Origin of the sequence: Bacillus sp. AFS002410, assembly GCF_002556365.1 — a bacterium.
Lineage (GTDB): Bacteria > Bacillota > Bacilli > Bacillales > Bacillaceae_G > Gottfriedia.
The window spans coordinates 95,232-110,077 of record NZ_NUEU01000007.1 but is presented as its reverse complement, the minus strand read 5'-3'; the positions used below and the strand labels follow the sequence as shown (position 1 = coordinate 110,077).

The 14,846-nt window shown below is 31.3% G+C and carries 18 protein-coding genes; 6 read left to right on the top strand and 12 right to left on the bottom strand.

Annotated elements, in window-relative coordinates; genetic code table 11:
- Positions 1-4: 4 nt before the first annotated feature.
- Positions 5-337, bottom strand: coding sequence for a branched-chain amino acid transporter permease (locus CN692_RS06260; RefSeq protein WP_098118295.1), 333 nt, complete (start codon positions 335-337; stop codon positions 5-7).
- Positions 334-1,089: an azaleucine resistance protein AzlC gene (gene azlC, locus CN692_RS06255; protein ID WP_257143977.1), complete on the bottom strand. Its 756-nt coding sequence runs from the start codon at positions 1,087-1,089 to the stop codon at positions 334-336. The genes CN692_RS06260 and azlC overlap by 4 nt, the downstream gene beginning before the upstream one ends.
- 181 nt (positions 1,090-1,270) lie before the next feature.
- Between azlC and CN692_RS06250 the strand changes: the two genes are divergently transcribed.
- Positions 1,271-2,671: an aminotransferase-like domain-containing protein gene (locus CN692_RS06250; RefSeq protein ID WP_098118293.1), complete on the top strand. Its 1,401-nt coding sequence runs from the start codon at positions 1,271-1,273 to the stop codon at positions 2,669-2,671.
- Between the two features lie 103 nt (positions 2,672-2,774).
- On the opposite strand, the gene CN692_RS06245 is transcribed toward CN692_RS06250, so the two are convergent.
- The 5 genes from CN692_RS06245 to CN692_RS06225 form a co-directional block, all read right to left on the bottom strand.
- Positions 2,775-3,290, bottom strand: coding sequence for a GNAT family N-acetyltransferase (locus tag CN692_RS06245; protein ID WP_098118292.1), 516 nt, complete (start codon positions 3,288-3,290; stop codon positions 2,775-2,777).
- Between the two features lie 243 nt (positions 3,291-3,533).
- Complete coding sequence (locus CN692_RS06240) at positions 3,534-4,313, bottom strand: sensor histidine kinase (RefSeq protein WP_306659892.1); 780 nt, start codon at positions 4,311-4,313, stop codon at positions 3,534-3,536.
- A gap of 141 nt (positions 4,314-4,454) precedes the next feature.
- On the bottom strand, positions 4,455-5,201 hold the full coding sequence (locus tag CN692_RS06235; protein WP_098118291.1) for an ABC transporter permease: 747 nt from the start codon (positions 5,199-5,201) through the stop codon (positions 4,455-4,457).
- A complete protein-coding gene (locus tag CN692_RS06230) occupies positions 5,194-6,117 on the bottom strand; it encodes an ATP-binding cassette domain-containing protein (RefSeq protein WP_098118290.1) in 924 nt (307 codons plus the stop codon). The genes CN692_RS06235 and CN692_RS06230 overlap by 8 nt, the downstream gene beginning before the upstream one ends.
- 146 nt (positions 6,118-6,263) lie before the next feature.
- On the bottom strand, positions 6,264-6,956 hold the full coding sequence (locus tag CN692_RS06225; protein ID WP_098118289.1) for a response regulator transcription factor: 693 nt from the start codon (positions 6,954-6,956) through the stop codon (positions 6,264-6,266).
- A 196-nt stretch (positions 6,957-7,152) separates the two neighbouring features.
- On the opposite strand from CN692_RS06225, the gene CN692_RS06220 reads away from it, so the two are divergent.
- Positions 7,153-7,365 carry a hypothetical protein gene (locus CN692_RS06220; protein ID WP_098118288.1) on the top strand — a complete coding sequence of 71 codons (213 nt, stop codon included), beginning with the start codon at positions 7,153-7,155 and terminating at the stop codon, positions 7,363-7,365.
- Between the two features lie 237 nt (positions 7,366-7,602).
- On the opposite strand, the gene CN692_RS06215 is transcribed toward CN692_RS06220, so the two are convergent.
- Positions 7,603-7,803 (bottom strand): cold-shock protein, encoded by a 201-nt coding sequence (locus CN692_RS06215; protein WP_088044491.1) that lies wholly within the window; start codon positions 7,801-7,803, stop codon positions 7,603-7,605.
- Between the two features lie 170 nt (positions 7,804-7,973).
- A complete protein-coding gene (locus CN692_RS06210; protein WP_098118287.1) occupies positions 7,974-8,471 on the bottom strand; it encodes a hypothetical protein in 498 nt (165 codons plus the stop codon).
- A 269-nt stretch (positions 8,472-8,740) separates the two neighbouring features.
- Here CN692_RS06210 and CN692_RS06205 point away from each other — a divergent pair, with 269 nt between their 5' ends.
- Both CN692_RS06205 and CN692_RS06200 read left to right on the top strand, forming a co-directional pair.
- The gene (locus CN692_RS06205; RefSeq protein WP_098118286.1) at positions 8,741-9,085 is read left to right on the top strand and encodes a PadR family transcriptional regulator; all 345 of its coding nucleotides are present in this window, start codon (positions 8,741-8,743) and stop codon (positions 9,083-9,085) included.
- Positions 9,086-9,089: 4 nt separating this feature from the next.
- Entirely contained in the window at positions 9,090-9,713 is a 624-nt protein-coding gene (locus CN692_RS06200; RefSeq protein WP_098118285.1) for a permease prefix domain 1-containing protein, read from the top strand.
- Positions 9,714-9,795: 82 nt separating this feature from the next.
- Here the strand turns inward: CN692_RS06200 and CN692_RS06195 are convergent, their stop codons facing one another.
- The 3 genes from CN692_RS06195 to CN692_RS06185 all read right to left on the bottom strand — a co-directional run bounded on the left by CN692_RS06195 (position 9,796) and on the right by CN692_RS06185 (position 13,140).
- The gene (locus CN692_RS06195; protein WP_098118284.1) at positions 9,796-10,041 is read right to left on the bottom strand and encodes a hypothetical protein; all 246 of its coding nucleotides are present in this window, start codon (positions 10,039-10,041) and stop codon (positions 9,796-9,798) included.
- A gap of 868 nt (positions 10,042-10,909) precedes the next feature.
- Positions 10,910-12,130 (bottom strand): sugar efflux transporter, encoded by a 1,221-nt coding sequence (locus CN692_RS06190; RefSeq protein ID WP_098118283.1) that lies wholly within the window; start codon positions 12,128-12,130, stop codon positions 10,910-10,912.
- 140 nt (positions 12,131-12,270) lie between these two features.
- Positions 12,271-13,140, bottom strand: coding sequence for a Cof-type HAD-IIB family hydrolase (locus CN692_RS06185; RefSeq protein ID WP_098118282.1), 870 nt, complete (start codon positions 13,138-13,140; stop codon positions 12,271-12,273).
- Between the two features lie 226 nt (positions 13,141-13,366).
- On the opposite strand from CN692_RS06185, the gene CN692_RS06180 reads away from it, so the two are divergent.
- Both CN692_RS06180 and CN692_RS06175 read left to right on the top strand, forming a co-directional pair.
- Positions 13,367-14,263: an AraC family transcriptional regulator gene (locus CN692_RS06180; RefSeq protein ID WP_098118281.1), complete on the top strand. Its 897-nt coding sequence runs from the start codon at positions 13,367-13,369 to the stop codon at positions 14,261-14,263.
- 191 nt (positions 14,264-14,454) lie between these two features.
- Positions 14,455-14,685 carry a hypothetical protein gene (locus tag CN692_RS06175; protein ID WP_098118280.1) on the top strand — a complete coding sequence of 77 codons (231 nt, stop codon included), beginning with the start codon at positions 14,455-14,457 and terminating at the stop codon, positions 14,683-14,685.
- Positions 14,686-14,846: the final 161 nt, after the last annotated feature.

Here is a 14,846-nt window from a genome sequence, read left to right as displayed (position 1 = left end):
ATTTTTAAAATAAAAATTGCACTAAAATCATGTAAATAATCGTGCCTCCCGCTATAGAAAGTAGCATCATTTTCTTCCAAAGATGGAGAAAGGCAACAACTAATACAGCAATAAACTCGGGAATACCATGACTACCAGAAAATACATTTACATTTTTAAAGCAATATACAACTAAAAGCCCAATTACAGCAGGTGGAAGGGCTTTACCTAAATACTGAACATACTTTGGTGTAGGCTTACCTGCTGGAAAAATGATAAATGGAAGATATCTTGTAAGTATTGTACCTAAAACAACCATTGATATGGTAATAATTTGCTGTGTTACATTCATCGTCATACTGAAACCTCCTCAACTTTCTCAGGTGGTTTTCTAAGTACACTGAGAGTCACAAGAATTGTAAGCATCGCAGGAATAATAAAATTATTTCCTCCAAAAATTATTAAACAAATAGTTGAAAGTCCAACTCCAACTATTGCACTTATATGTTTAGTCTCCTTCTTCCACTGCTCAATGAAAATGACAACAAAAAGAGCAGTCATTACGAATACAAGTCCTTTAGTATTGAATTTTACAAGTGAACCAAAAATCCCTCCAATTGATGCTCCGATAACCCAATACACATGATTAAGAAATGTAACAAAAAACATAAACCAGCTCTTATCCACATTATTTGGTATATCAGCAGTATAGTTGATCGAAAAAGACTCATCGCATAGTCCGAAAATTAAATAAAACTTTTTCTTTCCGCTATCTTTATATTTATCTAGCATTGAAATACCATAAAACAAATGTCGTGCATTCACCATTAAGGTTAGAAGTAAGGCGTTAATCGGATTAAAGCTCATGAGTAAAAGGTTTGCTGCAAGAAACTCCATAGATCCAGCAAAGATGGTTAAACTCATCAATATCGGGTAAATCGCACTAAATCCTAATGAGTTCATGAAAATGCCATAGGCAATTCCTAAAAATAAAAATCCTGCTAATATTGGTACTGTGTGTGGAAAAGCTATACGAAATGCCATCCATATTTTGTTTCCTTTTTTCATAGACTCACTTCCTGTATCGTTAAATTTATTATAATTTAACATACAAAATCCATACAAAAAACGAATTAATTGTATGGATTACAATTTTCTAAAAATTAAATCAAGTAAAGTGTATGGTTTATTTACATAGATTCTTACTCAAACTGGAAATGAATCTTATTTTTAGAATTCCATACAAAAATGATATAATTGTATGGAATTAATATATAAGGGTGGAAAATTTATGCCAGTAAATTCATTTGAAAATTATCCGATGTCTTGGAAACCCGATAAACAGTCATTAAAACGGCCTTACTATCATTCAATTGCACTCCTTCTTGAACAAGATATTATAAATGGCTTTTTGGCCCCTGGCACAAAGCTACCACCGCAACGAGAATTAGCGGATTATCTTGACATAAATTTTACAACGATTACTCGAGCCTATAAAATATGTGAGGTAAAAGGTTTAATTTATGCTATTACAGGAAGCGGAACATTTGTAGCCCCAAATGCAGCCCGTTCGATTACGATTTCAACAGATAAAACAGCAAACTATATTGACCTTGGATTTGTGGCATCTTTTGAACAAACAAACAATATTGTGACAGAAGCTATCCAGAAAGTAGTCAATAAAAACTATTTAGATCAATTATTAAATTACAATGATCCAACCGGTATTCCACATCAGAAGGCAGCGGCACTTAACTGGATGGAAGCCTTCGGTATAAAAGCTGCTCAAGAACATGTAGCAATTGTGTCTGGTACTCAAAATGCATTGACGCTTGCTTTGGCAAGTTTATTTGAGCCAGGCAATCGAATTGCAACCGATTTTTATACATTTTCAAATTTTATCGAGTTAGCAAAGATGCTTCACATTCAATTAATCCCAATTCCTGGAGATCAGTATGGGATGATGCCTGATGAACTTGAAAAGCAATGTAGCCAGTTAAATATACATGGAATATTCCTAATGCCTTCATGTTCTAACCCAACCACAGTAATGATTTCTGACATTCGAAAACATGAATTAGCTTCAATCATACGAAAGTATCGGTTAATTTTAATTGAAGATGATATTCATGCATTCTTAACTGCTGGAATAATAGCTGATTATCAACAACCTATGTATAACCTAGTTCCAGAACAAAGCGTATATATTTGTGGTACATCAAAGTCTATATGTTCTGGGTTGAGAGTTGCTTATATGGTTTTTGGTGAGGCACTACGAGAGAAAATTTCGCATGGTATTTTTAATATTAATGTCAAGACATCTTCACTTGATGTTGAGGTGATCACTGAACTGATCTTATCTGGAAAAGCACATGAGATCGTTCATCAAAAAAAACAGCTCGCTGAAACCGTAAACGATCTTTATTCATCCTATTTTCCTTTAAATACGAGTGGGCATCCACTTTGTTTTTATCGTTGGCTTCCAATACATGGACATAGTAATGGAATAAGTTTTGAAGCGAATTTAAATAAGCTAGGAATCCGTGTATTTCATTCTGATCGTTTTCTAAGTGGGCATGATTCCTCTGAAAAGTATGTACGTATTGCACTTTCTTCCACACATTCCTTAGATGAGCTAGATACAGGATTAAAAGTATTATCACAATATCTCGATAATCAGATGAAATGTTAAACGTTCTTATATTGCATTGCATGAAGAAAGGAGCTGTATGAATAACAGCTCCTTTTTTGTATTAATAGTTGAAAATAGAAATTAGCCTATTTTTTCTCGTATTTTATTTAAATCGTGCTGAACTAACCTTTAAGTTATAGTCTGTAATTTCAAAACCGAGTTGTTGGTAAAGTTTTAATGCGCCTTGATTATGACCAAAAACGTGTAGCAATACGTCATCTATTCCTATTTCATTAATTTCTTTAATACACGCACTCATCGCTTCTTTGCCGTACCCTTGCCCTCTATATTCCGGATAAATGAGAATCTCAAATAAATACGCAGAGTTTGGCTCTTCTTTTAGATTAATTGAGTACCAAATATAGCCAATGACTTGCTCATTCAAAACTATATTTTTCAAATGATTATTTTCAGTTTTTTCTCCTTCAGGCAATAATGATTGAAAAGCCACCTTAGATTGATCTAAAGCTGTCTCCTCCCTCCAGCTCCCATTTTTCACTTTATCCTTCGCAAAATTAACAGTTGCTAAATCTAGAAATCTTTGAAAATCTTGTTTATTCATTTGTGTTAAATTAAGAGTCAAATTAGACCATCCTTTACAAATTAATTGTTTTTTCATAAGCTTAAAGTCCCGTTTAAAGTATTCGATTCTTTACTAAAGATATCCTTTTTTGATCATTTTACCAAAAAAGGATATCTTTAACGGTCTGTAATTTTATTAAAGACAGCAATAATATTTTAGCGTAGGATAAATAGAAGGACATATTAAAGTATTAAATAATAAGTTCACAATTTAATAATAAAAATAGATTAAGTCCCACTCACTAAGGAACTTAACCTTTAATAAACTTACCTTTAATGACTACACTTTAAACCATTCACATTTCATAAATAATTTATTCTCTTTATATTCAGCACTAATATTACCATTCATCTTTTCCATTAAACTTTTAGCAATTGGTAAACCAAGACCTGTACCTTTCCGAGTCCTCGTCTGATCCGCTTTATAAAAACGATCAAACATTCGTTGTAAATCTGATTCACCTAATTCATTAACAGAATTACTAATCGTCAATTGAGTTGAAGCCTTTGTTTTTTCAAGACAAATATTTATATTTCCGTATGAATGTTTAATCGCATTTATGATTAAATTTTCAATTACTCGTTTTACTGCAGATGAATCAGCCATTATCATGATTTCTGTATTAGGAATCTCAATCGTAGGTTCTAGGTTCCGTTTATTGAATTCCTCATAAAATCCTAAAAGAACTTCTAGTATCAATTGATTCAATTTTATTTTTTCAAGCTTCATTGGATAATCAATTTGATCTATAATTGAGAGTTCAAAAAAGTCTTCAAGCAGTACCTTCAATCTTTGGGCACTATTTTTTATGATATTCGTATATTCTTTTCTCATTTCTGTCGTTATTTCTTCGGACTCTAAAAATTGAATATATCCTAAAATTGAGGTCATAGGTGTTCGGATATCATGCGAAATATATGAGATCGCCTGTTTTAATTCATTTTCACTTAAGCGCTTTTCTGCTTTTGACTTCCTTGTTAAATCAACTTGATTATTTATTTCCACGGCAAGATTTTCAATATCCTTATCAAAATACTTCAAATCTATTTTCTTATCCATTGCATGTTTGTTTAGCTCATGCAACTGTCGGTGAGTTCTTTTAATTTCTTTTTTTAATAAAAAATACCGGGTGAGAAAAAACAATAAAAGTATACTAACGATTATAGTTACATAGTTTATCAAACTCACCCACCTTCTATCTTACTTAATTTCTTTTTTTCTAAATATAAAACTTCCTAGAACGCCAAGTACAATAAATGTCAAAATTGGAACAATTATAAGTGTAAACAATTCGCGATCATCGAGTTGATTGAATTTATATATACCTGGATATAGCATAAATACTGAATTGTGAATAATTGTTTTAAGAAAAGTTAATTTTGAAGCTATAAAATCTAAAAGGGAATTAATTAAAGCAAAAAACATTAGTAGAAATCCTATTGTTTTTCCGTTGTCAGTAAAAACAGTGGCAACAATCGTCATAACTGAAGCAAACGCAGCTCCATAGATTGCTATTAGACCAAATGTCTTAAGGATATACATCCAATCAGTTGTACCATTAAAATCAAAATAAATTCCTGCAGTTGTCGTCATAAAGACTGGAAGGATTAATAAGATGATGATTGAACCAATCGAAAACATCGTTAACTTTGAAAAGTAAATTCGTAATCTACTATTTCCTGAGGAAGCAATACTTTTCATTGTTCCGGTCGAATATTCACTTGTTATAAAGAAGCCTGCAAATATACATGGTAAAAGCTTAATAATATCATTGTTAATGCTTAAAATGTTATAGATATAATATTCATCTAAAGTAAGTTTAGCCGCTGAACTTGCTTTAGTCGTAAAAGGATATAAAACAGAAAAAAGAATTAATATTAAAACTAAAGTTCGAAATGAACGATCTTTTTTTAATTTATATAGTTCTGTTTTCAATAAATTACCCACGATTTACACCTCCGATTCGAGATGTAAAATAGGCTTCCAAATCTTCACCCATAGGCATAAATTCATCAATAATTAAGCCTTCACTTGTTAGAGATTTTGAAACTTCTCTTGCTCTATCAACATATTCAAATAATTTAATCGAACCGTCAGGCAATACTTCAAAATTCTGCGTATTAAAAAATCTTTCAATTACAGTAGCAGCTTTGTTTGGATTATCAACTTTAATATGCAAAAAGTGTTTACATTTTTCATCTAATTCCTTAAGTGATAATTCTTCTAGTAACACACCTTCATGGATAATTCCGTAATGCGTTGCTAATAAATGAAGTTCACTTAAAATATGACTCGAAATTAAAATAGTTATACCAAACTCTTTATTTAGTTTCTTTAGTAATTCTCGTATTTCTACAACACCCATCGGATCAAGCCCGTTAATTGGTTCATCTAATATTAAAAATTCGGGATCTCCCAATAATGCGATTGCAAGCCCAAGTCGCTGCTTCATCCCTAAAGAGAAATTTTTGGCCTTCTTTTTACCTGTATCTTCTAACCCAACTAGCTTAAGTGTTTTTTTGATACATTCTTTCCCAGGAATTCCTTTTAAAAGCCTATGTGCTTCTAAGTTCTCAGCTGCCGTCAAATGAGGGTATAAAGCAGGACCTTCAATGATTGTCCCAACTCTTTTTCTTGCTTCAATCAACCCTCGTTCACTATTTTCTCCAAACAATTCAAAGGAACCAGTTGTCGGATACCCTAGTCCCGTAATTAATCGTATTAATGTTGATTTCCCTGCACCATTCTGCCCAATAAAACCGTAAATAGCTCCTTTTTTTATCGATAAATTTACTTTATTAAGGGCCATTTTATTTTGATACTTCTTAGATAATTGATTAGTTTTAAGTATAAATTCATTCATAAGTTTTCCTCCTAACACAAATTTTTATCGCTTGTCCAAATGCTTTATTATCTAAATGAACATTTGGAACCAATTTTTAATTGTGAACACTTTTAACTATAAGAAGGAAAACATAAGAATGTCTTAAGGTAAATCTTAAGAAAACCTTAAGTTTTTAGTCGGTAGCCCATACCCCAAATTGTTTCTATATATTCTTCAGTCGGATTTGCTTTCGTCAGTTTACTTCTAATATTACTCATATGTACATTTATCGTGTTATCGTCTCCATAAAACTCTTCATGCCAAACACTTTCAAATAAATTAGCTTTTGTGAAGACTTTATTAGGTGATGATAATAGTAAACATAATATCTGGTATTCAATTGCTGTTAGTTTTAACTCAATTTCGTTAACTGACACTTTTTTTAAATCCAAATCGATCAAAAGATCCTTGTGCCGTATTTGGTTATTTACTGTAATTTTTGCTATGCGTCGATATCTTCTTAGACATGACTCAATACGAGCAGAAACCTCTTCAATATCAAAAGGCTTCGTAATATAGTCATCTGCTCCGCTTCTTAAAATGTCTATTTTTGTTTTCATTTCAAGTTTTGCTGATATGATCATAACTGGGATGTTAGTTTCCTCGGTAATCTTTTTTAATAATTCTTCACCAGATAATCCTGGTAGCATCAAATCTAGTAAAACCAAATCCCAATTTTGAATCTCTAAATGGATTAGAGCTTCAGTGCCTGAATAGGCAGCCTTTGGAATAAAGCCATTTTTAACGATAATATCACATAGTAATCGATTAATATCCTCATCATCTTCAACAACTAAAATATTCACAGAATCATTCATTTTTCTTCCCCACACATATGTAAACTTTTTTTTATTAAAATTGGAATATAAAAGTAATATATCATCTTCGTGCTATTTGCCAAAGTATAGCACTAAAGTGAAAAAAGTATTTGCAAAAAATTACTATTTAATCTGAATATACAGGAGAAGACCTCCATTGTGTCGAATTATCTTAAATTAGAAGGGAGTTTGGAAAATGAGTAAAGAGAATCTATTAAAGAGCTTGAGACTTGCTACAAGAGGAAATTTCTTTTTAATCAATATAAAAAATTCCTTAGAAAATGATACCGATTTGATTAAAAAACTCGCTAAGGAATTAGAGCAAGATGGATTAATCAAATTAAAAGAGTGCACACAGCAAGAAGATTCACTCTTTTTAAGTGGAATTCTAAAATATGCATCCAATTAATTTGGATGCTTTTTCGTCGTTGAACAGACTGAAATATAAATAGGTATAAATGATTTTTCTATTATTTGAAGACATTTGTATATTAGTTTTATATGGGCTATAATACTTTAAACCATTCTCTTTACCGAGATTCACGTTCAATTTTACCCTTATTCAACTTTTGAATAAGGGTTTTTATTTTATAAGATATAAAAAAAATCAGATTCTACTTGATAGAATCCGATTTCTTTTAGTTAATTATGCTTTTTTAACATTAGTTGCTTGAGCTCCGCGTTGCCCTTGTTCTACTTCAAAAGTAACTGCTTGGCCTTCATCTAAAGATTTAAATCCTTCAGATTGAATTGCTGAAAAGTGAACGAATACATCATCACCGTTTTCACGCTCGATGAATCCAAATCCTTTTTCTGCATTAAACCATTTTACTTTACCATGTTCCATTAATGTTTCCTCCTTGTGTGAGTTACACACATTTTAATATATCTATATTAACAATAAATGATTCAATAATCAAATCCACTAAAAAAAATAAAAATATCTGCTTTATTTCAAATAGGGTTTCTTACTATAGCTATATGGAATTTATAAAGCTTTTTCAATTTATCTAAGCATTAATTCCTGATACATGAATTTAATGAATTTATTATTCTAATACCGTCTTTAACAATATCTACTAATATTTTTCTTTGTTTGTATTCCAAAACTGGTTTAAATTTTTTGCCTTTCGGTGTTACTGCAGGCAAGTTATTACCCCAAAACAATTTGTCATACACTTTATGTATTGCTTCTTCTTTTGCATCTCCATAAAAATTATCTCCCACCGAATAAGCCAAATCAGTTATCAGATTCCAAAAATCCAAAAAATAATCACTTTTAATTATTGCATTTTTACGAGTAAGCCAGTTTATGGCCTGATCTATTGAGAAAGAAGTTATTTTATTCTCCATAAATTCAATATTTTTTAATTTAGCATAATCAAATAACATTTTTTCAGTTTCAAAAAATTTTACTTTATTATTTTCCGTAACAAAACCATCTTTATCTTCACTGTACCAAATACAATAAAATTCTTTTTGCTTAATAATAAATAAAAAAGGGTAATATTCCATCAATGATCTCCTTAAGTTTGTTTAAATCTCTATTAAACGAAAAAATATCCGTCACTAAATTTTAGATTCAAACTAATGCATGCTTCAGTAGTATAACTTAGATTTTTTTATAGTAGTTAACTAACTTAAGAAAACATGTTGGCCCTTTTATTTTGTAAAATTTGTTATAGTTAATAATCGATTTTCTATTGTATTTATTGTCCAAGTTAATTGAACAATGCACACTATGTATCATTGACACCTATATGTTAATGATATATAGTGAATTTATGGAAAATTCAAACGATAAATTCGTTAATCAATTAAAAAAAGGGTTGTTCGAGCTTTGCATCCTCTTAATTTTAAAAAAGAAGGACACTTATGGCTATGAAATCAACAAACGCTTGAATGACCTCCCACTTTTTGGTGTATCTGAAGGAGCAATTTATCCTGTTTTAAAACGGTTGGTTTCTTATGATTATGTCAATACATACTGGGTTGAAAATGAGGTAGGACCCGCTAGGAAGTATTACAGCATTACTAAACTTGGAGAAAGTTTGATCGACGAACGCATGGAAACGTTCCAGTTATTGTTCCATTCGGTTTCAATATTAAAAAAGGAGTGCGAAAGCTAAGTATATGAACTTAAAAGTAAATGGTTTCTTACGAGCTTTAAATCAAGAATTAATTGACATCCCTTCCAGGGAGCGAAAAGAGATAGTAGGTGAAATTCAGGAACATCTAAATGAATTAATTCAAGAAAAAATCGATTCGGGTAAACCAAGTGACCAAGCTATTCAAGAAGCAATCGAGTCTTTCGGGTCAGCAAAAAAATTAGGAATTGAACTGAAAGAACAATCTATTCCATCAAGTAAAAACTTAAATACGATGGAATATGATACTGCTTTTAAAGGAGCTTTCCTTTTCCTCGGTGGTGCAATCATTGATGGTAGTTGGGCATTTTTTGAGAAAGAACCAGATGTTCTTTATTTAGCTTGTATGATCTTTCTTGCGATTGGGTTTAATGCTTACATCTTTTCAGTTAAAGATTGGACATTTCAACGGATTAAATGGCTCAAACAATTTAACAAAATCATTTGGGTCTTACCTGCAATCAGCAGCTTTTTCTTTTTCTTTAACAAAGTGTTCACTACTTTTACAGTCACATTTTTATTTGCTTATTTATTCGTATTAGGATTGCAATATTTTACCTTTCGAAATGTAATTAAGAAAAGAAGTCTTGAATTACAATATTGGAATTGAATAATATTTATCTAACCTACACGGCTGTTCAATAAGATTTTCTTCTAAGGTTGTATTCCAATAAATGTATGAGACGTAAAAATTAATATTTTAATAGAGAGCTCAATGACATAATAAATAAGAAAATACCTATAAATAATGTAAAATAACCGATGATTCCCGGTTTTATAAGTTTTATATTATTAATTCCTCCAAGGATAATTGACAGCGATATTATTGTAAAAAGCAATGGATTTTTAGTACCTGTTGTTAAGCTAATTACAAACATAACCATTATGACCATAGCGAGTAATAGATTAGCATCTGCTAATCTTTTTTTTGATGCCAAAAGCCTCTCTCCCTTAAGTAGCTTATTAGTTCTTTTAATTATACCAAGAGAGTATGTATGTTTGACTTGGGGGAATTTCTCTATTTTCTATGATTTTATATAGACTCTTGCAATAAACTTCCCAATTCAATATGACAATCAACAATCTACTTAACCGAACTAACAAAAAAACGAGATACTAAGTAACTCGTAACTCGTTTAAGACTGTTGAAAATTTAGTTTCTCAATAAGTGTCCAACATTAGCAATGTTAAGTAAGGGTAGTTTAAATCGTTTTCCTCTACGGCCATTTATGAGTTGATCCTTTTGAACTTGTGCTTTTTTCTTACTCATGAACACTTTATGAGTAACACTTTTTCTGATTTCGTCTGTTTTACTTACTCATGAACACTTTATGAGTAACATTCTTTCTGATTTCTGCCTTTTTACTTACTCATGAACCTTCTATGAGTAACACTATTTCAGATTTCGCCTGTTTTACTTACTCATGATTCCTTTATGAGTAACATTCTTTCACATTTCTGCCTTTTTACTTACTCATGAACACTCTATGAGTAACAATTTTTCAGATTTTGCCTGTTTTACTTACTCATGAACACTCTATGAGTAACACTTTTTAAGATTTCGCCTGTTTTACTTACTCATGAACACTCTATGAGTAACTATTTTTCAGATTTCGTCTGTTTTACTTACTTATGAACACTCTATGAGTAACACTTTTTCTGATTTCTGCCTTTCTTCTTACTCATGAACACTCTACAGTATTTTACGATCGCGTGTATCGGTCATGTGTATCTTCAATTCATTTTTCAATATTGACTAGGTTTTATTTCAACATGAAAAAACGAGCTACTAAGTAGCTCGTTTCACTATACCGACTGACTGTGACTTGTCGATATTTCCATTTCCACATTGTTTTTTGATTTCCATAAGATAAAGAGTGAGCAAACTACAAAAAATAGACAAAGGAAATAAACGTTTCGAAAACCTGCAAGTTGAGCAAACATTCCTCCACCTAAATTACCAACTAAGCTTCCGATTGTGGAGCAATTTGCATAAATTGACGCAGAAAAGCCTGGTGAATTAGGAAGTAGGTCGTTGAAGTAGCTTATACCATTCCCCATCACAATTGCGATATATGTTGCCTGTAATAGTTGTGCGACGATTAATTCCCATGTGTGTGTTGATACACTTAAGATTAAATAATAGGCTAAACCAATAAAGCAGCCGTAGATCATCAACATATGATTAGAGATTTTTTTTGAAAGAACCCCCAATATCAGCATGATTGGAATTTCCAAGCCTGCACATAAACTAACGACAAATCCGACATCTCTATTGGTACCATGTAGTTCATTTACAATAAAAAGTGGTGTGTTAATCCAATTAATTGAACTAACTGCAAATAATAGGATAAAAGCAATAAATGGTAATCTTAACTGTTTTCGTTTTGCTTGTGAGACTGCTGTCTTATTTTTCTTCTTCACATTATTTTGGGATTGCTTTCTTTTTTCTAAAAAGAAAAATACTAGAAATGCAATCACAACATAAATGCTAGATGTTCCAAGGAAAAGTCCGTCATAGCCCTTTGCGCTTAAAATTAAAGTACCAATTAAAGGTCCAATTAAAAAGCCTAAAGATACTAGTGATCGTAAAGTTGATAATGCTAATGTCTTATCTTTTGATTGGCTTGCGTTAGCGGATTCCTGTGCAGATGCAAAAATTTGAGGCATGGCCGCTGCACCTAATCCATTAAACACCCCTACAAAAACCAATAATATAAAGTAGTTATGAAATATTAAATAGGAAGCATATCCAATTGCTGATGAAATCATCGCAAACAAAATAATCCATTTTCTGTCTAAACCTCGATCAGAACGTTCAGCAATAATTGAATTAACTAAGACTCCACTTAATGAAATCACTGCCATAAAGATTCCAAATGCTCCTGTACTCATGCCAAGGTATTTTGTACAATACAGCGATAAATAAGGAGTTGTAATAGAAAGCCCGATCCCTACAAACAACAAACATATGACAAATAAACTATACCCCTTAATTGCAAATAGATCTTTTATCCGTCTAACCAATATAAAGCCCCCTAACCTTTCAATATTTTAATCGACTGATTAAAATAGAACACAAAAACATCCCTGGAAAAATTAAATTATCTCACCAATTTAACCAAGGAAAATATTAATGCTTTAGTTGTATTTAGATTCCTTTATTATTATAGTACATTTGACTCTTTAAAAATATATTTTTCAATTGCATAAGCTACACCATTTTCATCATTGCTTAATGTAACAAGATCACTTGAAAGCTTAACCTCTTCTTCTGCGTTTCCCATAGCTATTGATAAGCCCGCTATATTAAACATTGGTATATCATTTTTCTCATCACCAATTGCAATTGTATTTTCTAAAGGAATATTAAAATATGTAGCCATTGCTTTTAACCCATATCCCTTATTTCCATTTTGATGTGTGACCTCTAGATTAAATGGTGATGAGCTAGTTACAAAAGTCCCATCTATTAGTCTTAAATTCTTTTGGATCCTCTCTTTTTGTTGTGGATCTAGTGCTAAAATAAGAAACTTTAGGATACTAAAATCATCATTATTAATAACTTCTTGAACATTATTAAAAAGCGAATGCCCATATACATATGGAGAAGTAGTAAACATTTTGAAGTGTTTATTTTCGAAGTATTCTTCCGGAACTCGCCCCGATGAAATAACTTGTTCGAAACGTTCATTCCAATTCCGAGGTGCAAAAATACCCTTATTAGTAGAAATATTGTAAGGTAAGGCTTCTTTTTCAACTTCTAACGCTAGCTTTTGTATTTGATTTCTTCCTAAAGTATTTAGTTCAATTAATTTTCCATCTACATATAATGCGGATCCATTATGACCTCCAATAGGACAATTTAATCCGTATTTTGTCATTTCATCATGAATAGAACTTGGTGAACGACCGGATAAAATCATAACGATATGCCCCTGCTGTTGAGCCTTTTTGATTGAACTTAAATTTTCTTTGCTTATTATTTTATTAGAACTTAAAGTAGTTCCGTCCAAGTCTAAAGCGATAAGTTTCATAAGAATCTCTCCCTAAATATGTTTTTAATTTGATTCATAAGAGATGAGGATCTTGTCAAATGATAATATTATAGATTTGAAGATATGTTTGTTATACTTAATTATGCATTAAAATAACAATTGACCGTTAACTTAATCCTCTCAAATGATTGCCTAATCCTCTAACATTTACATATCCAAAGAAAATTCATGTGACTTTTTAATATAAGAAAACAAGGAGGGCTTTATGTCTGAAATAAATTATTCTAAACAAAATGAATTAACCGAACTAATTGAGCGCTATACGAGCCATGAAGGGGTTAACGAGACGGTAATTGACTCATTATTTTTCATCCGAGAATCAAACATTACTGAACCTAAATATAGGGTATATAAACCTTCACTTTGTATTGTAGTTTCAGGTGTAAAGGAATTATTACTAGCAAATGAAAGTTATAAATATGGCCCCGGAAATTATTTAGTCGCTTCTGTTGATTTACCAGTTACAGGACAAGTTATTGAATCTACACCAAACTCTCCGTATCTGGCTTTTAGACTTGAATTTAGTCCAAATCAGATTGTAGAAATTTTAACTGAAACTAAAATTTCTACTAATTCAAAGGAAAATGCGAAAAGAGCGATCTTTGTAAGTCAATTAGAGGAATCGATTTTAGATGGAGTGATTAGACTAGTCCGATTATTAGATTCACCTGAAGATATCCCAATTCTCGCTCCGATCTTTAAAAAAGAAATTCTATACAGAGTTTTACGAGGGCAACACGGGGGAATATTGCAACAAATTGCAATCGAAGGTAGCACAACAAATCGTATAAGTGGAGTTATTGATCAAATAAAAATGAATTTTTACAATTCTTTACGTATTGAAGAGCTTGCTGATATAGCAAATATGAGTGTTTCTTCACTTCATAGACATTTTAAAGAAGTAACTGCGATGAGTCCTCTTCAATTTCAGAAACATTTAAGATTGCAGGAAGCACGACTATTATTAATGTCTGAATCTTCTGATGCTGCTGAAATTGCTTTCCGAGTTGGCTATGAAAGTCCATCCCAATTTAGTAGAGAATATTCTCGTTTATTTGGTTTCCCACCAAAAGAAGACATTAAACGACTGAAAGCAAAATAACAATGTTAAAATCGTTATTCACATTTTTTTTGAAACGATAAGAACAGTTTATTAGAATCTGAGAACCTAATATTTTACAATATATTAATACATTGATGACATGAAGAAGAACTCCTATAATGCCCATTCAATAATCCCAAATTTGTATATATTAGTTATACATATGAAAATTTGAATTTAGGAGTGTTAATATGGTTTCAAATAGAAATTTTGATGATTTTTTATTTGGTCGAAATAGTGATAGAGACATTTATAAAAACGAATCCACAATTGACCGTGCAAAGGTTAGTGTTCGAGGTTCACGTCAAAAAAATCGGAAAAATGTAATTTCCAGTCTTCCACCAGTTCCAGTTGTATTAAATCCTATTCCATACCAGATTACGCCGATTGGAACGATTCCAATTTATTTTAAAAAGTGTTAAAAATCCAACTTTCATGCAACTCTCTTATAGTTTCGTTCTTTTAAACTGTAAATCTAAAAAAATATAAAAGCCTGCGTTTATCTAAACGTAGGCTTTTTTTACATAGTTAAGAACATTGGTGCAACTGTGTATAATGTCCAATTCGCTGGTGCAATAAATCA